The sequence below is a fragment of the Geothrix campi genome (assembly GCF_024609265.1).
Classification (GTDB): Bacteria; Acidobacteriota; Holophagae; order Holophagales; family Holophagaceae; genus Geothrix; species Geothrix campi.
This window is the reverse complement of sequence record NZ_JANHMP010000003.1, coordinates 29454-47514: the sequence shown is the minus strand read 5'-3', so window position 1 is coordinate 47514 and position 18061 is coordinate 29454. Positions and strand designations below refer to the sequence as shown.

General features: G+C 67.2%; 15 protein-coding genes. 13 read left to right on the top strand and 2 right to left on the bottom strand.

Annotation, left to right across the window (positions count from 1 at the left end; genetic code table 11):
- The first annotated feature begins 79 nt into the window (after window positions 1-79).
- The 11 genes from nuoH to NOV65_RS12000 all read left to right on the top strand — a co-directional run bounded on the left by nuoH (window position 80) and on the right by NOV65_RS12000 (window position 13689).
- Complete coding sequence (gene nuoH, locus NOV65_RS12050; protein ID WP_257306717.1) at window positions 80-1141, top strand: NADH-quinone oxidoreductase subunit NuoH; 1062 nt, start codon at window positions 80-82, stop codon at window positions 1139-1141.
- Window positions 1142-1152: 11 nt separating this feature from the next.
- On the top strand, window positions 1153-1716 hold the full coding sequence (locus NOV65_RS12045) for a NuoI/complex I 23 kDa subunit family protein (RefSeq protein ID WP_257306716.1): 564 nt from the start codon (window positions 1153-1155) through the stop codon (window positions 1714-1716).
- 10 nt (window positions 1717-1726) lie between these two features.
- A complete protein-coding gene (locus tag NOV65_RS12040; RefSeq protein ID WP_257306715.1) occupies window positions 1727-2221 on the top strand; it encodes an NADH-quinone oxidoreductase subunit J in 495 nt (164 codons plus the stop codon).
- Window positions 2222-2231: 10 nt separating this feature from the next.
- Window positions 2232-2561 (top strand): NADH-quinone oxidoreductase subunit NuoK, encoded by a 330-nt coding sequence (gene nuoK / locus NOV65_RS12035; protein ID WP_257306714.1) that lies wholly within the window; start codon window positions 2232-2234, stop codon window positions 2559-2561.
- 7 nt (window positions 2562-2568) lie between these two features.
- A complete protein-coding gene (gene nuoL, locus NOV65_RS12030; protein WP_257306713.1) occupies window positions 2569-4473 on the top strand; it encodes an NADH-quinone oxidoreductase subunit L in 1905 nt (634 codons plus the stop codon).
- An 8-nt stretch (window positions 4474-4481) separates the two neighbouring features.
- Window positions 4482-6095 carry a complex I subunit 4 family protein gene (locus NOV65_RS12025; protein WP_257306712.1) on the top strand — a complete coding sequence of 538 codons (1614 nt, stop codon included), beginning with the start codon at window positions 4482-4484 and terminating at the stop codon, window positions 6093-6095.
- Complete coding sequence (locus NOV65_RS12020; RefSeq protein WP_257306711.1) at window positions 6095-7594, top strand: NADH-quinone oxidoreductase subunit N; 1500 nt, start codon at window positions 6095-6097, stop codon at window positions 7592-7594. The genes NOV65_RS12025 and NOV65_RS12020 overlap by 1 nt, the downstream gene beginning before the upstream one ends.
- A gap of 112 nt (window positions 7595-7706) precedes the next feature.
- On the top strand, window positions 7707-9248 hold the full coding sequence (locus tag NOV65_RS12015) for an efflux RND transporter periplasmic adaptor subunit (RefSeq protein WP_257306710.1): 1542 nt from the start codon (window positions 7707-7709) through the stop codon (window positions 9246-9248).
- Between the two features lie 114 nt (window positions 9249-9362).
- Window positions 9363-10580: an ABC transporter permease gene (locus NOV65_RS12010; RefSeq protein ID WP_257306709.1), complete on the top strand. Its 1218-nt coding sequence runs from the start codon at window positions 9363-9365 to the stop codon at window positions 10578-10580.
- A 6-nt stretch (window positions 10581-10586) separates the two neighbouring features.
- Complete coding sequence (locus NOV65_RS12005) at window positions 10587-11834, top strand: MFS transporter (protein WP_257306708.1); 1248 nt, start codon at window positions 10587-10589, stop codon at window positions 11832-11834.
- 118 nt (window positions 11835-11952) lie between these two features.
- Entirely contained in the window at window positions 11953-13689 is a 1737-nt protein-coding gene (locus NOV65_RS12000) for a methyl-accepting chemotaxis protein (RefSeq protein ID WP_257306707.1), read from the top strand.
- Window positions 13690-13738: 49 nt separating this feature from the next.
- Here the strand turns inward: NOV65_RS12000 and tpx are convergent, their stop codons facing one another.
- A complete protein-coding gene (tpx, locus tag NOV65_RS11995; RefSeq protein WP_257306706.1) occupies window positions 13739-14236 on the bottom strand; it encodes a thiol peroxidase in 498 nt (165 codons plus the stop codon).
- 186 nt (window positions 14237-14422) lie between these two features.
- Here tpx and NOV65_RS11990 point away from each other — a divergent pair, with 186 nt between their 5' ends.
- A complete protein-coding gene (locus NOV65_RS11990; RefSeq protein WP_257306705.1) occupies window positions 14423-15844 on the top strand; it encodes an FAD-binding oxidoreductase in 1422 nt (473 codons plus the stop codon).
- A 10-nt stretch (window positions 15845-15854) separates the two neighbouring features.
- Here the strand turns inward: NOV65_RS11990 and NOV65_RS11985 are convergent, their stop codons facing one another.
- A complete protein-coding gene (locus tag NOV65_RS11985; protein ID WP_257306704.1) occupies window positions 15855-16400 on the bottom strand; it encodes a DUF4136 domain-containing protein in 546 nt (181 codons plus the stop codon).
- A gap of 170 nt (window positions 16401-16570) precedes the next feature.
- On the opposite strand from NOV65_RS11985, the gene NOV65_RS11980 reads away from it, so the two are divergent.
- On the top strand, window positions 16571-18034 hold the full coding sequence (locus NOV65_RS11980) for an aminotransferase-like domain-containing protein (RefSeq protein WP_257306703.1): 1464 nt from the start codon (window positions 16571-16573) through the stop codon (window positions 18032-18034).
- The last annotated feature ends 27 nt before the right edge of the window (window positions 18035-18061 follow it).

The window sequence follows — 18061 nt, the reverse complement described above, 5'->3', positions numbered from 1 at the left end:
TCCATGTCGGGAACGCCGCGGCTCTGATAGGCTCGATGGGTTGGGCCTCCCCGCGGGTGGCCCTGCCGGGAAGCCGCCCATGGACAAGCTCGCAAGCCTGCTGCATACCTCGCCTGCCATCGCTTGGATGGTGGCGAAACTCATCATCGTCTTCGGTGGTGTCTTCTCGCTGGCGGCCCTCTGGACCTGGGTGGAGCGTCGGGGCTCGGCCATGATCCAGGACCGCATCGGGCCCAACCGCGCGGCCCTCTTCGGCAAGATCAAGATCCTCGGACTCGTCCAGCCGCTGGCGGACGGCATCAAGTTCTTCTTCAAGGAGGACCTGGTCCCGCACGACGCCAACAAGGCGCTCTTCTGGCTGGCGCCCTTCCTGGCCCTCGTGCCGGCCCTCATGGGCTTCGCCGTGATCCCCTTCGGCCGCAGCTTCGTGAGCGGCGGCCAGGAGTACCACCTGGCGCTGCTGGATCCCGGCAACGGCATGGGGCTGCTCTATCCCCTGGCCATCGGCGGCATGGCCGTCTACGGCGTGCTGGTGGCGGCCTGGTCCAGCAACAACAAGTGGTCGATCCTCGGTGGCATGCGGGCCTCGGCGGCCATGGTGAGCTACGAGATCGGCATGAGCCTGGCCGTGGTCACGATCTTCATGACCACCGGCGGTTACGATCCCTCGGAGGTCATCAGCGCCCAGGGCCACCTCCCCTGGGCCTGGAACATCGTTCGGCAGCCCCTCGGGTTCATTGTGTTCTTCACCTGCATGTTCGCCGAGACGAACCGCCTGCCCTTCGACTTCGCCGAGGGTGAGAGCGAGATCGTGGCCGGCTTCAACACCGAATACGGCAGCATGAAGTTCAGCCTCCTGGCGCTGTCCGAGTACTGCCACTTGATGACCGCTTCGGCCCTCATGGCCACCCTCTACTTCGGGGGCTGGCAGGTGCCCTTCGTGAAAGACCCCACGGTGATGTTGTCCGTGGCCAGCTTCCTGGTGAAGATGCTCTTCTTCGCCTGGGTCTTCGTCTGGATCCGCTGGACCCTGCCGCGGTTCCGCTACGACCAGCTCATGCGCCTCGGATGGAAGGCGATGCTGCCGCTGTCCATGGTCAACCTGATCTTCCACGCCTGGCGAATGAGCCAGGGTCACTGAGGAGTAGGACGATGGGTGTCGTCGTCAAGAAGGTCGAGCTGAGTTGGCTGGACCGCACCTATGTCTGGCCTGTGATGGTGGGCATGGGCATCACGATCCAGCACTTCCTCAAGCAGCTCTTCACGCCCACCGCGAAGCGCTTCACGATCCAGTACCCGGACATGAAGAAGGAGATGCCAGAGGGTTACCGCGGGCTTCACGAGCTGAAGCGGTTCGAGGATGGCGCCATCAAGTGCGTCGCCTGCTTCATGTGCCAGGAGGCCTGCCCGGCCCGCTGCATCAGCATCGAGGCGGAGGAGTTCAGCGACCTCAACATCACGCAGGGCTTCGAGGAGAAGCGGCCGGCCAAGTTCAGCATCGACATGCTGCGCTGCATCTACTGCGGCATGTGCGAGGAGGCCTGCCCCAAGGATGCCATCTGGCTCCGGAAGGACTATGAAGTGGCGGCCTATGACCGACTGTCCATGCAGTTCGGCAAGTGGGACCTGATGAACACCTACACCGAGGTTGATGGCAAGGAAAGCATCTCCCAGGATCCCACCCCCTCCGTGCCGCGCCGCACGATCGCGTTGTAAGGGAGCGGCCATGTTCATCACCTTTGCCCTCATCACCCTCCTGGGCGCCCTGGGGATGCTGCTGCAGAAGAACGTCGTCGTGGCGGGCCTCTGCATGGTGGCCGCCTTCTTCGGCGTGGCGGGCCTCTTCGTGCTGCTGGCCAATCCCGTGGCCGCGGCGCTTCAGATCATCGTCTACACCGGCGCCATCCTGGTGCTCGTCCTCTTCGTGATCATGATGCTGAACAGCCACCAGGAGGAGGAGGCCCAGGCCGCCCGCCCGGTGCAGCGCTGGCTCTCGGTGGCCCTGGTCGCGGGCCTGGCCTTCGGCGCCATGAAGCTGGTGCTGGGCTCTGCAGGCGTGAAGGCCCTGGCGGTCAAGGGGGCGGAGATGCCCCAGGCCATGACGCTGCAGAAGGTGGGCACCACGCTCTTCGCGGATCACCTGCTGGGCTTCGAGGTGGCGGGCCTGGTGCTGCTGGCCGCGATGATCGGCGCCGTGGCGCTGACGAAACGGAACCTGTGAGGAGCCCACGATGACCGGCATGGACGCGATCCTCCACGGCGGGCTCCAGGGGTACCTGGTGGTGGCCCTCCTGCTCTTCTTCCTGGGGCTGGCCACGGTGCTTCTGCGCCGGACCCTCCTGCTGCAGTTCATGGGCGTGGAGCTGATGCTCAACGCCGCCAACGTGGCCCTGTTGGCCTTCGCCCGTTTCCATGGGGGCGATGCCCAGGCCATGGTGTTCTACCTCTTCATCATCGCCGTGGCCGCCTGCGAGGCGGCCATCGGCCTGGCGCTGGTCATCGGCCTCTACCGTCACCGGGACACCACGGACTCGGACCGGGCCACCAGCCTGAAGCAGTGAGGATGTGATGAACAAGTGCTACTGGCTCATTCCGATCCTCCCCCTGCTGGGCGCGGCCTTCAACGGCCTGCTGGGCAAGCGCGCGGGCAAGTCCGTCGTCACGGTCGTGGGCGTGGGCCTGGTGTTCGCCTCGCTGCTCCTGGCCTTCTCAGCCTTCTTCGCCATGAAGGCCCTGCCGGACCATCGCCTGGTGCTGAACTATGGCGAATGGATGGTGACCGGGTCCATGGCCGTCCCCTTCGGCATGGTGATCGATCCCCTCAGCGGCACCATGATGCTGGTGGTCACAGGCATCGGCTTCCTCATCCACCTCTACTCCGTGGGCTACATGCACGCGGAAGAGGGCTACGCACGGTTCTTCAGCTACATGAACCTCTTCGTGTTCTTCATGCTGACGCTGGTGCTGGGGTCGAGCCTGCCGCTGATGTTCGTGGGCTGGGAGGGCGTGGGACTCTGCTCCTACCTGCTCATCGGCTACTACTTCGAGACGGATTTCGCCCCCCAGGCGGGGCTCAAGGCCTTCCTCTTCAACCGCGTGGGCGATCTGGGCGTGTCCATCGGCATGCTGGTGCTCTTCGCCGCCTTCGGCACGCTGACCATCTCCGACATCCTCATCCAGGCCGGCCACCTGGCCCCCGAGGCGAGTTTCGGCGTCCTCACCTTCGCCACGCTGATGCTCTTCGTGGGCGCCACGGGCAAGAGCGCTCAGCTGCCCCTCTACCTGTGGCTGCCGGACGCCATGGCGGGCCCGACTCCCGTCAGCGCCCTCATCCACGCGGCCACCATGGTGACCAGCGGCATCTACATGATCTGCCGCCTGGCGCCGGTCTACACCATGACCCCCATCACCATGACCGTGGTGGCCTGGGTGGGTGCAGGCACGGCCCTCTTCGCCGCGACCATCGGCCTCTTCCAGCGCGACATCAAGAAGGTGCTCGCCTATTCCACCGTCTCCCAGCTGGGCTACATGTTCCTGGGTCTCGGCGCGGCGGGTTTCTCGGCGGGCTTCTTCCATGTCTTCACCCACGCCTGGTTCAAGGCCCTCCTCTTCCTCGGTGCCGGCAGCGCGATCCACGCCATGCACCACGAGCAGGACCTCTTCAAGATGGGTGGCCTGAAGAACAAGACCCGGATCACCTTCCTCACCATGGTGGCCGGCACCATCGCCATCATGGGATTCCCCGGCACCTCCGGCTTCTTCAGCAAGGACGAGATTCTCTACCTGGCCTATCTGAAGTCCCCGGCGTTGTGGGTGGTCGGCGTGGTTGCCGCCTGCTGCACGAGCTTCTACATGTGGCGCCTCATGGCCCTGGCCTTCTGGGGCGAGCCCCGCGACAAGCATGCCTACGAGCACGCGCACGAAAGCCCGCTGTCCATGACGGTGCCGCTGATGGTGCTGGCCGTGGGCTCGCTGCTCTGGGGCTTCTGGGGCGTGCCTGAGGCCTTCGGAGGACACTTCAGCATTGGCGAGTGGCTGAAGCCCGCCCTGACCTTCGGGCAGACCCACGCCGCCCACGGCCACCACGAAGGCCCGGCGATCCTGCTGGCGGTCATCTCCACGACCCTGGGCCTGGTGTTCGGCTTCCTGGGCTGGTCGAAGTACAAGACCGGCCCCGCGTGGGAATTGGCCTTCGCGGAGAAGCATGCCTTCCTCCACCGGGTGCTGGTGAACAAGTACTACGTGGACGAGGGCGTGGAACTCTACCTGCTCCGGCCCATCCGCTGGTTCGGCAACCTCATGTGGAAGCTGTTCGACGTGATCATCATCGATGGCGTGGGCGTGAACCTGCCGGGTGCGCTGGCCCGCGTGTTCGGGGACTTCACCGCCCTCTTCCAGACCGGCCGAGTCCGCAACTATGCGCTCAGCATGGCGCTGGGGGCCGCGATCCTCCTCTATGTCTTCCTGAAGTAGGTGGGGCGATGACCTGGCTGAACCTCCATCCCCTCACTTTCCTGGTCTTCGCGCCGACCCTGCTGGGTTTCGTGCTGATGGCCCTGCCGCATTCGCTCGGCAAGCTGTCGCGGCTGCTCGGTTTCCTGGGTGCCCTGGCCATCTTCATCCTGAGTCTGGCCTGGCTGCTGGGCCATGCTCCCGCCGCGGGCGGCGCGATCCTGGCGGAACGGGCGCCCTGGTTCACCCTCGTGGGTCTGCCGGTGGACTACGCCTTGGCCGTGGACGGCCTGAACCTCTGGCTGGTGCTCCTCACCACCTTCCTCGTGCCGCTCACCATGCTGGGCACCTGGAACAGCCTCAAGGACCGTCTCGGCACCTTCGCGGCCCTGTTCCTCCTGCTGGAGACCGGCATGCTGGGCGCCCTGGTGGCCCAGGACCTGTTCGTGTTCTACCTGTTCTGGGAAGCCATGCTGATCCCGATGTACTTCATGATCGGGATCTGGGGCGGCGATGAGCGTCGCTACGCGGCCAACAAGTTCTTCCTCTACACCCTGAGCGGCTCGCTGCTCTGGCTGGTGGCGCTGCTCTACCTGGCCAACAAGGCCGGCGGCTTCAATCCCGCCGTGATGGCCCAGGCGGCCTCCGCGCTGCCCTTCGGCGTGCAGGGCTGGCTGTTCATCGCCTTCGCCGTGGCCTTCGCCATCAAGGTGCCGCTGTTCCCGCTGCACACCTGGCTGCCGGACGCCCACGTGCAGGCCCCCACGGCGGGCTCCGTCATCCTCGCCGGCGTGCTGCTGAAGCTGGGCGGATACGGATTCATCCGCTTCGCCATCCCCATGTTCCCCCAGGCGGCGATGCACTACGCCAAGCCCATCGCCCTGCTGAGCGTCATCGCCATCGTCTATGGGGCCCTGGTCGCCATGGTCCAGCGCGACATCAAGAAGCTGGTGGCCTACTCCTCCGTGAGCCACATGGGCTTCGTGATGCTGGGCCTCGCCTCCATGACCGTTATCGGCACCCAGGGCGCCATGCTCCAGATGCTCAACCACGGCATCAGCACGGGCGCGCTCTTCCTCCTGGTGGGCATGCTCTACGACCGGGCCCACACCCGGATGATCGCCGACTTCGGCGGCGTCGCCGTGAAGATGCCCATCTTCACCACCTTCTTCATGATCGTCACCCTCAGTTCCATCGGCCTGCCGCTCACCAACGGATTCGTGGGCGAGTTCTGGATCCTCAACGGCACCTTCCTCTCCGGCTTCCCGTGGGGCCGCCTCTACGCCATCCTGGCCACCTCCGGCGTGGTCCTGGGCGCGGTCTACATGCTGTGGATGTTCATGCGCGTGTTCTGGGGCCCCGAGAACAAGGATGAGGACAGCGGCACCCACCACCTGCACAGTGACCTGAATGCCCGCGAGATCGCAGTGATGCTGCCCATCGTGATTCTCATCGTCTGGATGGGCGTCCATCCGAAGACATTCGTGGCGGCCAGCGAGGCCCCCGTGACCGCTCTGCTGCAGGAGATCAAGGCCCCGGCGCCCCAGGTGTTCGTCCTGAAGCCGGCCGTCCACGAGGCTCCTGAAATTCCAGTCTCCGGAAGCCCGGCCCCTGAAGGCCCCGCCGCCCACGAGGTGCACTGATGAGCCTCACCCCCAGCCAGTGGGCGGCCCTGCTGCCGCTGCTCATCCCGGTCTTCGGCGCCTGCGTGGTCATCTTCATGTCCCTCGACAGGGACCAGACCACCACCAAATGGATCCGGGGCGCCATGTACGGCACGGCTCTCCTCGCCGTGGCAGCGAGCTTCTGGTACCTCACGGACCTCTGGAAAGCCGGCAGCCAGCCAGCCTTCTTCCAACTGCACATGGACCGCCTGGCCCAGTTCACGGGCATCTTCGTGATGGTGGCCGCAGCCCTCACCATCCTCCAGAGCTGGGACCACTTCCATCAGGAAGGCTGGGTGAAGGGCGAGACCCTCGCGCTGCTCCTGTTCTCGGCAGTGGGCATGATGCTCTTCGCCTCCACCACCCACTTCGTAGTCCTCTTCCTGGGTCTGGAGCTGTTCAGCATCCCCCTCTATGCCCTGGTGGGAACCGTGCGCGCGCGGCCCGAAAGCGCCGAGGGGGGCATGAAGTACTTCCTCACGGGCGCTGTGGCCTCCAGCAGCTTCCTCATGGGGGGTGTGCTGATCTACGGCATGAGCGGTACCTTCGACCTGGCCGCCGCCGCCGCCACCCTCAAAACCCAGGGCCTGGTCCTGGATCCCCTGGTGCTGGTGGGTGCCGCCCTGATGTTGCTGGGCTTCCTCTTCAAGGTCTCCGCGGTGCCCTTCCACCAGTGGACGCCGGACGCCTATGAGGCGTCGCCCCATCCCATCGCCGGCTTCATGTCGGTGGCCACCAAGGGTGTCGCCTTCATCGCCCTGCTGCGCGTGTTTCCAGGCAGCTTCGCCCCCATGGGCGCCGTGGGTGTGAAGATGCAGGCGGTGGTGGCCGTGCTGGCCGTCGCCACACTGGTGCTCGGCAACCTCACGGCCCTGGTCCAGTCCAACGTGAAGCGCATGCTGGCCTACTCCAGCATCAGCCACGCAGGCTACCTCCTGCTGGGCTTCGTGGCCGGCACGCCGGCGGCCTACACGGGCGTGCTGTTCTACCTGGTCATCTACCTGGCCATGAACATGGGCGCCTTCGGCCTGCTGACCGCCTTCGGGCTGGTGGGCGAGCATACGACTTTCGAGGATCTGCGGGGCCTGGGCTGGAAGCGCCCGGCAATGGGCTTCGCCGCCGCCGTCTTCATGCTGAGCCTGGCGGGCATCCCGCCCCTGGGCGGCTTCTACGGCAAGTACATGATCTTCCGCGAGCTGGTCGGCACCGGCCACGTGGGGCTGGCCATCCTCGGCGTCATCGCGAGCCTGGTGTCCGCCTACTACTACCTGCGCCTCCTGGTGGCCCTCTTCCTCCAGGCCCCCAGCGCCGAGGCTGAGCGCCTGGCCTCCGACCGCCCGGCGGTCCACGCCCCCCTGGCGGGTGCTGCTGTCCTGGTCTGCGCCGCCATCGTTCTGGCCGGCGGTTTCCTCCAGTACGCCCTGGTGGATGGGTTCGCCAAGCGCGCTCTGATCGAAGGGCTGGGCCTGATCCGCTAGATTTTGCTTTTTCCGCCTCAACCGGGAACCTACCCTGGTGGTCCATACATCGTTATGCGAAGGTACAAGGCTGGGCCCTGCCCGGCCCCTTTGAGAAGCGGAGCGCGGCGTCATGAAGCGGAACACCTGGATTGGCCTGGGCCTCGGCGTCGCGGTGGTGGCAGGAGGGACCACCTACCTGCTCAACCGGCCCAAGGACGAGGTGAAGTGGCGCCTGGCCAAGCTGGACAAGGGCAACATCACCCAGCGCATCAATGCCACGGGTTCGGTGAGCCCGGTGGTGCAGGTGGCCGTGGGCACCCAGGTGTCCGGCGTGATCTCGGCCCTCTACGTGGACTACAACAGCATCGTGAAGAAGGGCCAGCTCATCGCCCAGATCGATCCCACCGTGTCGGATACCCAACTCCAGGACGCCCAGGCGAGCCTGCTCCGGGCCCAGGCCGCCTACGATTTCGCCAAGGCCGACTATGAGCGCAGCAAGCGGCTGGCGGAAGACAAGCTCCTGGCTCTCCAGGATCTCGACACCAAGGACACGGCCCTCAAGAATGCCAAGGGCAACCTGGAATCCGCCAAGGCCAGCCTGGATCGCGCCAGGGCGAACCGCAGCTACTGCGACATCACGGCTCCCGTGGATGGCGTGGTGATCTCCCGCCTGGCCGATGTGGGCCAGACCGTGGCCGCCAGCTTCAGCACGCCCAACCTGTTCCAGATCGCCCAGGACCTCTCGCAGATGAAGGTGCAGGTGTCCATCGGCGAATCGGATATCGATGAAGTGCAGGTGGGTCAGCGCGCGCTATTCACAGTGGACAGCCTGCCGGACAAGCAGTTCGCCGCCACCGTGAGCCTGGTCCGGCAGGAGCCGATCACGACGCAAAACGTCGTGAACTACGTGGTGGAGATGATCGTGCCCAACGAGCCCCTGGCCGGCCCCGACGACGGCGGCAAGGGACGGACCGGCTCCTCGCGGTCCGCGGACGCGGGCAACCCGGGGCGTGACGCGGCGCCGGATCCGGAGAAGGCATGGGAGCGCATGAAGGACCGCATGGAGGCCCAGGGCGTCACCAAGGAGCAGTTCCTGAAGCGGTTCAAGGAGCGGACGGCCGGCCAGTCCCAGGGGCGCCCCGGCGCGGCCGGAGGCATGGCTGCGAAGGCTTCGGCCCCCGTCGGCGACCCGAAGCTGCTGGCGCGGATTCCCGGCGGCGCCAGCCAGCTCGGGGGCCCCAAGTTCACGGGCACCCTGGCCTTGCGTTCCGGCATGACCGCCAACGTCACCATCATCACCAACCAGCGCAAGGATGTACTCCGCGTGCCCAATTCAGCGCTGCGCTTCAATCCCGCCGCCTTCATCAAGGAAGAGAAGAAGGCCGAAGGTCCCCGGCTGGGCCAGCCCATGATGATGGGAGGTCCCCGGCCCGGCGCTCAGAGCACCACCGGCAGCAAGGGTGGCATGGTGGGTCGGCGGGAAGACCGCATCTGGGTGCTGGAGAACGGCAAGCCCAAGGCCCTGGTGGTCAAGGCCGGCATCACCGATGGCCAATACACCGAGGTCACGGGTGAGGGGCTCCAGGAGGGCCTGCAGATCCTGATCGGCGTGGAAAACACCAAGCAGGCCAATGGCGCGGCGAGCCCGGGCGCGACCGGGGGACGGCGCTAGCCGGGGGGTCCATGCGATTCCTGGAATTCCTCAAGCTCGCCTTTCTCTCGGTATCGCCTGACGGCGATACGCGAGACGCCGTTGTAATCTCTTGGGCCCGGTAGGGGGTGAATCGTGGCTCTGCTGGAGTTCCTGAAGCTTGCCCTTTTCGCCATCACGCGGAACAAGATGCGGGCGTTCCTCACCATGCTCGGCATCATCGTCGGCGTGGGGGCGGTCATCGCCATGATCGGCATCGGCGAAGGCTCGAAGCGCGCCTCCATCGCGCTCATCCAGAACATGGGCTCCAACATGCTCACCATCTTCCCGGGCAGCGCGGGGAACCGCTTCGGCCCCTCCGCCATGGGCAGCGCGGACATCCTGCTGGAAAGCGACCCGCCCCTGATCCAGCAGGAGCTCTCGCAGAGCAGCGTGGTGGCCGCCTCCGCCCAGGTCCAGACCACGCGGCCCATCATCTACCAGAACAGCAACTACGTGACCCAGGTTCAGGGCACCGGCCCCGAGTTCCTCCAGATCCGCGGCTGGGAGGTCGAGAACGGACGCTTCTTCACCGATACCGAGGTGCGCGGCATGGCCAAGGTCTGCGTCATCGGCCAGACCGTGAAGGACAACCTCTTCCCCAACGGGGAGGACCCCGTGGGCCTGACCGTGCGCGTGGGGCCGCTGCCCTTCCAGGTGGTGGGCGTGCTGGAGAAGAAGGGTGCCGGCATGTGGGGTGACCAGGATGATCTCATCGTGGCGCCCTACACCACGGTGATGCGCAAGATCATGGGCCGCGACAAGATCCAGCGGATCATGGTCAGCGCCCAGGAGGGTAAGGCCGAATTGGCCGAAGCCGAGGTCACGGCCCTGCTGCGCCAGCGCATGAAGGTGGCGCCCAAGGACGACAATCCCTTCCAGATCCGCAAGCAGGACGACATCGTGCAGATGCAGACCCAGCAGGCGGGCATCCTCACGGCCCTGCTCGCCGTGGCCGCCAGCATCTCCCTGGTGGTGGGCGGCATCGGCATCTCCAACATCATGCTGGTGAGCGTCACCGAGCGCACCCGGGAGATCGGCATCCGTCGCGCCCTGGGCGCCACCCAGCACAGCATCCTCTGGCAATTCCTCGTCGAGGCGATCGTGCTGTCCTTGCTAGGCGGCATCATCGGCGTCGGGTTCGCGTACTCGGCGGTGTTCATCCTCCAGAAGTTCCAGGTGCCCGCCGTGACCGAGTCCTGGGCCGTGGCTCTGGGCCTGGGCTTCTCCGGGCTGGTGGGCGTGGCCGCGGGCTTCCTGCCAGCCGTGAAGGCGGCGAAGCTGGATGTCATCGACGCCCTGAGGTACGAGTAGCCTGCCGTGGCTGAACCGGCGGTACCGCACGATCCTTACGCGGCCCTGAGGGACGGGAACTACCGCTGGTTCGTCGCGTCCATGGGGCTCGTCACGCTGGGGCTGCAGATGCAGGGTGTGGTGGTGGGCTGGCAGGTCTACGACCGCACCGGCGACCCCCTGGCCCTCGGCCTGGTGGGCCTCTCCGAGGCGCTGCCCTTCATCACCCTGGCGCTCTTCGGCGGCCATGCGGCGGACCGCGTGAATCGCCTGCGCCTCTGCATGGCCGCGACCCTGGGCCTCGCCTTCTGCTCGGCCCTGCTCGGCGCCTTCAGCTGGTGCTACCAGGCCGGGCCCATGGCTCAGGCGGTGTGGCCCATCTACGGGGTGATCTTCCTCACGGGCATCATGCGGGCCTACTACCGCCCGGCCAACCTCGCCCTGGGCACGGACCTGCTGCCCAAGGCGCTCTATGCGAACGGGTCCACCTGGCGGGTCTCCGTGTTCCACTCGGGCATGGTGCTCGGGCCGGCCCTGGGAGGCCTGGTCTATGCCTGGCGGGGGCCGGTGGCGGCCCACTTCCTGGTGATGACCCTCCTCGCCAGCGGCTTGCTGGGGCTCTTTTTCATCCGCTACACGCCCCGGCCGGTGGCGCCGCGCGGCGGCTCGATCCTCGAGAGCCTGGGCGAAGGCCTGCGTTTCGTCTTCTCGCAACGGCTGCTGCTGGGGGCGATCAGCCTTGATCTGTTCGCCGTGCTCTTTGGCGGGGCGGTGGCCGTGCTGCCCATGTTCGCGAAAGAGATCCTGAAGGTGGGACCCCAGGGCCTCGGGGCTCTGCGGGCGGCCCCGGCCCTGGGGTCGGTGCTCATGGGGATCACGCAGGCCCACCTGCCGCCCTTGCGGCGGGCGGGGCGAACCCTCCTGATCTGTGTCGGCGCCTTCGGCGGAGCCATGATCGCCTTCGCCCTGAGCCGCAGCTTCCTGCTCAGTCTGCTGCTGCTGGCGGCCAGTGGGGCCGTGGACAACGTCAGCGTGGTCCTGCGGGCCACCCTGCTCCAGACCCTCACGCCCCAGCACATGCTGGGCCGCGTGTCCTCCGTGAACCAGGTCTTCATCGGCTCCAGCAACGAGATCGGCGCCTTTGAAAGCGGCCTGGCGGCCCGGCTCCTGGGTTTGGTGCCTTCGGTCATCTTCGGTGGCTGCATGACCCTGCTGGTCGTGGCCACCACCGCCTGGAAGGTCCCCGGACTGCGGAAGATGGATCGCATCGGGTGAAGGGACCGGCGGCCGGGGGCTGGGCGGGTGATTTCGATCAAATGTGACCATCAGGTCTATTGATTGTGTCCTGGACATTCCACACTGGTGGCATCTGTTGACTCTGCCTGGGTGACCCATGTTCTTCGACCTCCTCCACGTCCGAATCCGCACCAAGCTCCTGGGGCTGGTGCTCCTCCCCGTGGTGGGCGGCGGGCTGCTTTCCGGCCTGGTGGTGGCCCAGCAGACCCGCCTTCTGGAGCGGATGCAGCGCCTGAGGGCGGCCTCCAGCCTGTCGGTTTCGGTGGGGAATGTGGTCCATGCCCTCCAATCCGAATCCGCCGGGACGGCCCTCTTCCTCGGCAGCGAGGGCACCCTCCAGGCCTCCATGGCCACGGGCCGGGAGGCCGTGGACCGCGAACGGGTGGCTCTGAACGCAGCCTTGTCCGACACGGGGCCCGAGTTCAAAGCGCTGTTCCCGGCGCAGGTCAAGGATGGCAGCCGCCTCAAGGACATCCGCCGCCGGGTGGACCGCAAAGCCGGCGACATGGACCTGATCGACGACTATGCGCGGGAGGTGGATGTCCTGCTTCGGGTGCAGAACCAGCTCATGCTGCCGGCCGCCGGAACCCCCCTGGAGGGACGGTCCCAGGCCTTCGCGACCTTGATCCGGGCCAAGGAATCCGCGGGTCTCGAGGCCGCGGTGCTGGCCCACGTCTTCTCGCATGGCACGCTGGATGTGGCCACCCAGGAACGGTTCCTGTCGCTGCTGGATGCCCAGAAGGCGCAGGGCGAAGCCTTCCTGTCCTCGGCCCCCGAGGCCGTTCGCGAGGACTACCGGAAGGCGCTGGCAGGGCCCTTCAGCGCCGAGTTGCAGCGCATGCGTGACCTCGTCCAGGCGGGACGGGTGATCCAGGATCCGGAGGTCTGGGCGCGGGTGGCCGCGGAGGAGCTCCAAGCCCTCAAGGGGGTTCAGGACCGCATGAGCCAGGATCTGCTGGCGGACGCCCAGGGACTGGAGCGGGGTGCCCGCACTAAAGGCTGGTTCCTGGCGGCGGGCTTCAGTGTCTTCGGCCTGGTCGTGCTGCTCTGGACGTGGCGGGCCACCGTGCTGATCACCGAACCCATCCACGCTCTGGCGGACGGCATGGCCCGCATGCAGCAGGGCGACCTGAGCATCCAGCTTCCCGTCCACAGCTTCGACGAGACCGGCCGCATGACCGAGACCTTCAATGCCATGAGCGCCCACCTCAACGAGCTGGCGCGCACCCTCCAGAACCAGGCCGCGCGCGTCGCCAGCGGGGCGGGGCGGTGGTCCACCAGCGTCGAGCAGATCTCAGGCGCGACCCAGCAGCTCGCGAAGAGCAGCCGGGTGCAGCGGGAGGCCTCGGAGGACGTCGCCGCCGCCGTGACCCAACTCCAGGCCACGGTGGTCCAGGTCCGCGCCAGTGTGGACACCATGATCGAGGAGGGCCGCGAAGCCGCCGGCATGGTGCGCGACACGGGCCGCCGGGCGCAGCTGCTCCATCACGTGCTGGAGGACGTGGCGAAAAGTGGCGATGCCGCGCTCCTCGCGTCCCTTCGCGAAGGCGCGGCCCAGGCCGCGGCCATCATCCAGGCCATGGCGCATGTGAACGAGGCGCTGGGGGCCATCGAGTCCGTGGGCGGCGAGATCCACAAGGCGACCGAGGCCCAGTCTGCCGTCAGCAGCGACGTGAGCCGGCGCATGCAGGCGAGCCAGGCGGCTACCGGCGAAGTGCAGCTGACCGCCGCCCAGCTGGCGAACACCGCTCCGGAACTGGCCATCACCACCCGGGACCTGGTGAGCGTCGCCCAGTCCCTCAAGACCTCCGCCGCCGCCTTCCGCGTGGAATGAAAAGCGGCCCCGAAGGGCCGCTCACCGAGGATTGAAGGCAGAGAACCCGCTACAGCACCGCCAGCGCGGCGTTGTAGTCGGGTTCCTGGGCGATCTCAGGCACCAGCTCCGTGTGGACCACCTTGCCGGCTCCATCCACCACCACCACGGCGCGGGCCAGCAGGCCCTTCATGGGGCCGTCCACCAGGGTCACGCCGTAGGCCTTGCCGAAGTCGGGGGCGCGGAAGACGGAGGCGGGCACCACGTTGTCCAGGCCCTCGGCGCCGCAGAACCGCTTCTGCGCGAAGGGCAGGTCCGCGCTCACGCAGAGGATGGTCGTGTTCGACTTCTCATTGGCACGGGCGTTGAACTTGCGCACGCTGGCCGCGCAGGTGGGCGTGTCCAGGCTGGGGAAGATGTTCAGCACCACTCGCTGGCCGGCGAGATCCTTGGCGGAGACTTCAGAGAGGTCCGTGCGCACCAGGGTGAAGGCGGGAGCCGCCGAACCCACCTTCGGCAGATCGCCGGCGGTGTTGAGGGGATTGCCTTTAAGGGTGACCTTGGCCATGAGAACTCCTCCTAGAGGACTTCCAGTTTACGCCCGCGGGAGGTTTTCGAGCGCTTCGAGGGCGGTTTTGTCCCAGGAGGAGCCCCGTCTGGCGATAGCCGCCAGAGTCGTCGTCTGAAGTAACGCCCATGACCCAGCTGGCATCATACGGAAAAATCCGGGCCAATCCCATCAAGGAGGAACGACATGGCGATCCAGTTCACCGGAATGGATGGCGGGAAGGTGGACCTTCCGCCCGAGGCGGTCCAGGCGTTTCGCGCCGCGTTCAGCGGGACCCTGCTGGCCTCCGGGGACGAGGGCTACGAGGACACGCGGCGGATCTGGAACGGGATGATCGACCGCCGGCCGGGCCTCATCGCCCGGTGCACGGGCACGGCGGACGTCGCCCAGGCGGTCCGGTTCGCCCGCCGCCACGGGCTCCTGCTCTCGGTGCGCGGCGGCGGCCACAACATCGCCGGGCTGTCGGTCTGCGAAGGCGGGCTCATGATCGACCTCTCGCCGCTGCGGGGCGTATGGGTGGACCCCGAGGCGCGGGTGGCCCGGGCCCAGGCTGGCTGCACGCTGGGTGATCTGGACCGGGAGACCCAGGCGCACGGCTTGGCCACGGTCCTCGGGTTCGTGTCGGCCACGGGCATCGCCGGGCTCACCGTGGGCGGGGGCTTCGGCTACCTCACGCGTCGCTACGGGTGGACCTGCGACAACGTGGTCTCGATGGAGGTGGTGACCGCCTCCGCGGAGATCCTGCAGGTCTCTGCCGAAGCGCATGCGGACCTCTTCTGGGCCCTGCGGGGTGGCGGCGGGAATTTCGGGATCGTCACGTCCTTCGCCTACCGCCTGTTCCCGGTGGGCCCCGAGATCCTGGGCGGGGCCCTCGCCTGGCGGGGCGAGGACGCCCGCGAGGCGCTCGAGGCCTATCGGGCCTTCAGCGCGACCGCGCCGCGCGAGCTGACCTGCGTGGCCGCGCTCCGGGTCGCCCCTCCGGCGCCATGGCTGCCCAAGGAACAGCACGGGAGGCTGGTGGCGCTCATGTTCATCTGCTACACGGGCCGGATCGAGGAGGGCGAGGCGCTGCTGGCCCCCCTGCGCCGGGTGGGAAACCCCATCGCCGACACTGTGACCCGCAGGCCCTACACGCAGATGCAGAGCCTCCTGGACGCCACCCAGCCCAAGGGCCGCCGGTACTACTGGAAGTCCCACTATCTGTCCGGCATCAGCCCGGAACTCATCGACCTCGCGGTGGATCACGCCGGGCGCCTGGTGTCGCCCCACTCCGCGTTCTTCCTGTTCCACCTCGAGGGGGCACTGAACGAGCTGCCCGCCGGCCACTCGCCCGCCGGGAACCGGGATGCTGCCTACGTGCTGAACATCGCCAGCGCCTGGGAGCGGCCGGAGGATGACGCGGCCAACATCCAGTGGGCCCGGGATTGTTTCGAAGCCGCGCGGGGCTGCTCGACGGGGGGCGCCTACGTCAACTTCCTCACGGAGGAGGAGGGGGCGGACCGCATCGAAGCCGCCTACGGCCGGTCCACCCTGGACCAGCTGGCGGCCATCAAGCGGGCCTATGACCCGGATGACCTCTTCCGCCATACGAAGCGGATCTCGGGCTGATCGACCGGTCCTAGCGCGGCGGGAACTTGGCCAGGATGTCGCGCACGGCCCGGGGCACCACCTCGTCGGCATCTTCGGGATTGTTCAGGCCCGTGAGCGCACCGGCGGCGGCGCCCTGCCAGATCATCTGGTTGGACTTGAAGTCCACGATCTCGATGACGATGGTGCCTTCCTGGTAGGTGTGGACCTGGCTCATGCTCGTGCCGACGCCCCCGTAGAAGGGCCGGTAGCCCCAGCCCCATCCCCAGCCCATGTGGGTGGTGGTGCGGAACCTGCGCTCATGGACGACGGGGTAGTAGGTCACGAGGAAGTCCGGGTCGGCTTTGGTCTCCATGATGAAACCCTTGGCCTGGAGTTCTCTCTCGACGGCAGCCCGCACCCGCTTGTCCATGAGGTTGGTGGTGCCGCCGGTGCCCTTCTTGGAGGTGTAGTAGTCGAAGGTCTTGTAGAGACTGAACGGGATGGTCACGTCGTAGTCGTAGTTCACGCTGTAGCCGGTACAAGCGGCGAGGAGAAGCACGGGCAGCAGGGCGGCGGACAGGGCAAGGCGGCGCATGGAACCTCCGGTTCACCATTATGGATGCCCCGAAAAGGCGATGGTTGAGCCCTCGTGGTGGTCTAGGGTGGTCTGGGAGATGGGGCGATCCCTCGTGACCCGGGGTAATGGTCTGTTCCGGGCTGTGAATTTCGTCGTTTTTCGATGGGGAATGACCGATCCTGGTGGAGATGGTTCTCGATCCCACCCTCGATCCGGGCGCATCCAGCCCCTTGTATCTGCAGCTGCAGCGGCGGCTGCGGGTACTCATCCAGGAAGGCGAGTGGCGGCCGGGTTCCCGGTTGCCGGCGGTGCCGGAACTGGCCCAGCGCTGGGGCGTCCATCGCCTGACCGTCCTGAAGGCGCTGGCGGGCCTGAAGCGGACAGGCTGGATCCAGACCGTGCAGGGTCGGGGCAGCTTCGTGGCGCCACGGCTACCGGAAGCCCCGGGCCTGCGGGCCAGCAGCGAATTCCCCTTCGAAGGCTCCCCCCTGCTGGTCCACGACGGCGAGCTGGGCTCGTGGCTGGGCGAAACCCTGGAGCGGGTCCAGGATCGCCACCTGGTGAGCTTCTCCGCGGGCTTCATCCCCTCCGATCTGCTGCCCGGCGAGCAGTTGCGCCGCATCACCACCCAGGTGCTCAAGGAGCTGGGCTCCGAAGTCTGGGTCTACTCCGCCCCGGCGGGCCATCCCCCCTATCTGGAGGCGGTCAGCCGTTGGCTGGCTTCCGAAGGCGAACCCATCGACGAGGGCTGGGGCATCCGCTCGCTGCCCGGCGCCCAGTCCGGCCTGGCGCTGGCCCTCGAATCCTTCACGGTGCCCGGCGACCGCGTGCTGGTGGAAAGCCCCTGCTACGTGGGCATCCTGGCCCTCATCCGCGCCCTGGGCCGCGAGGCCGTGCCGGTGCCCGTGGATCGCCAGGGGCTGGATCCAGAGCGCCTGGCCTCGGCCCTCCAGCGCAGCGAGGCCAAGCTGCTCTTCACGGTGCCCAGCTTCCACAATCCCACGGGCATGACCCAGTCCAAGTCCCGCCGGGAACGGGTGCTGGCCGTCGCCCGGACCCACGGCGTGATCGTGGTGACCGATTCCGCCTACGGTGATCTGCGCTTCTCCGGCAGCTCCCTGCCGCCCTTCCGCCGCCTGGAGGGGGCCGATAACGTGATCCACCTGGGCAGCTTCTCTAAGTCGCTGGCCGCGGGTCTGCGCCTGGGCTACCTCATCGCCAAGGACGACCTGCTCCGGCGCATGGCCCTCATCCAGGAAGTGCAGACCATCGGCCAGCCGCCCCTCATGCAGGCGGTGGTGGCCCGGTTCCTCGATACCGGCGGCTTCCGGCGCCACCTGGCCCGGCTCCGCCGCGCCCTGAAGGAGCGCCGCGACGCCATGGTCGAGGCCCTGGCGGAGCACTTTCCCCCCGGCACCCAGGTCTCCGAGCCCAAGGGCGGCATGCACCTGTGGGTGGTGATGCCCGAAGGCTTCTCTGCCCTGGATCTGCATCGCGACGCCTTGCAGAACGGCATCGGCTTCGCGCCGGGGCCGCTCTTCTTCGCCGACGGCCGAGGCACCAACTGCCTCCGCCTGAACTTCTCCACACACGACCCAGCGACCACCCGGGAGGCCATCGCGCGGCTCGGGCATCTGGTCCACCGGGCCTGACCTTCCCTTTCCAAGGAGCGCCTGTGA

Bases quoted from the DNA above. Each gene is read 5' to 3' on its own strand.
- NOV65_RS11980 (WP_257306703.1), top strand. From the start codon at position 16,571: ATGGTTCTCGATCCCACCCTCGATCCGGGCGCATCCAGCCCCTTGTAT.
- NOV65_RS11985 (WP_257306704.1), bottom strand. From the start codon at position 16,400: ATGCGCCGCCTTGCCCTGTCCGCCGCCCTGCTGCCCGTGCTTCTCCTC.
- NOV65_RS12045 (WP_257306716.1), top strand. From the start codon at position 1,153: ATGGGTGTCGTCGTCAAGAAGGTCGAGCTGAGTTGGCTGGACCGCACC.
- tpx (WP_257306706.1), bottom strand. From the start codon at position 14,236: ATGGCCAAGGTCACCCTTAAAGGCAATCCCCTCAACACCGCCGGCGAT.
- NOV65_RS11990 (WP_257306705.1), top strand. From the start codon at position 14,423: ATGGCGATCCAGTTCACCGGAATGGATGGCGGGAAGGTGGACCTTCCG.
- nuoK (WP_257306714.1), top strand. From the start codon at position 2,232: ATGACCGGCATGGACGCGATCCTCCACGGCGGGCTCCAGGGGTACCTG.
- nuoH (WP_257306717.1), top strand. From the start codon at position 80: ATGGACAAGCTCGCAAGCCTGCTGCATACCTCGCCTGCCATCGCTTGG.
- NOV65_RS12020 (WP_257306711.1), top strand. From the start codon at position 6,095: ATGAGCCTCACCCCCAGCCAGTGGGCGGCCCTGCTGCCGCTGCTCATC.
- NOV65_RS12000 (WP_257306707.1), top strand. From the start codon at position 11,953: ATGTTCTTCGACCTCCTCCACGTCCGAATCCGCACCAAGCTCCTGGGG.
- NOV65_RS12015 (WP_257306710.1), top strand. From the start codon at position 7,707: ATGAAGCGGAACACCTGGATTGGCCTGGGCCTCGGCGTCGCGGTGGTG.
- nuoL (WP_257306713.1), top strand. From the start codon at position 2,569: ATGAACAAGTGCTACTGGCTCATTCCGATCCTCCCCCTGCTGGGCGCG.
- NOV65_RS12025 (WP_257306712.1), top strand. From the start codon at position 4,482: ATGACCTGGCTGAACCTCCATCCCCTCACTTTCCTGGTCTTCGCGCCG.
- NOV65_RS12040 (WP_257306715.1), top strand. From the start codon at position 1,727: ATGTTCATCACCTTTGCCCTCATCACCCTCCTGGGCGCCCTGGGGATG.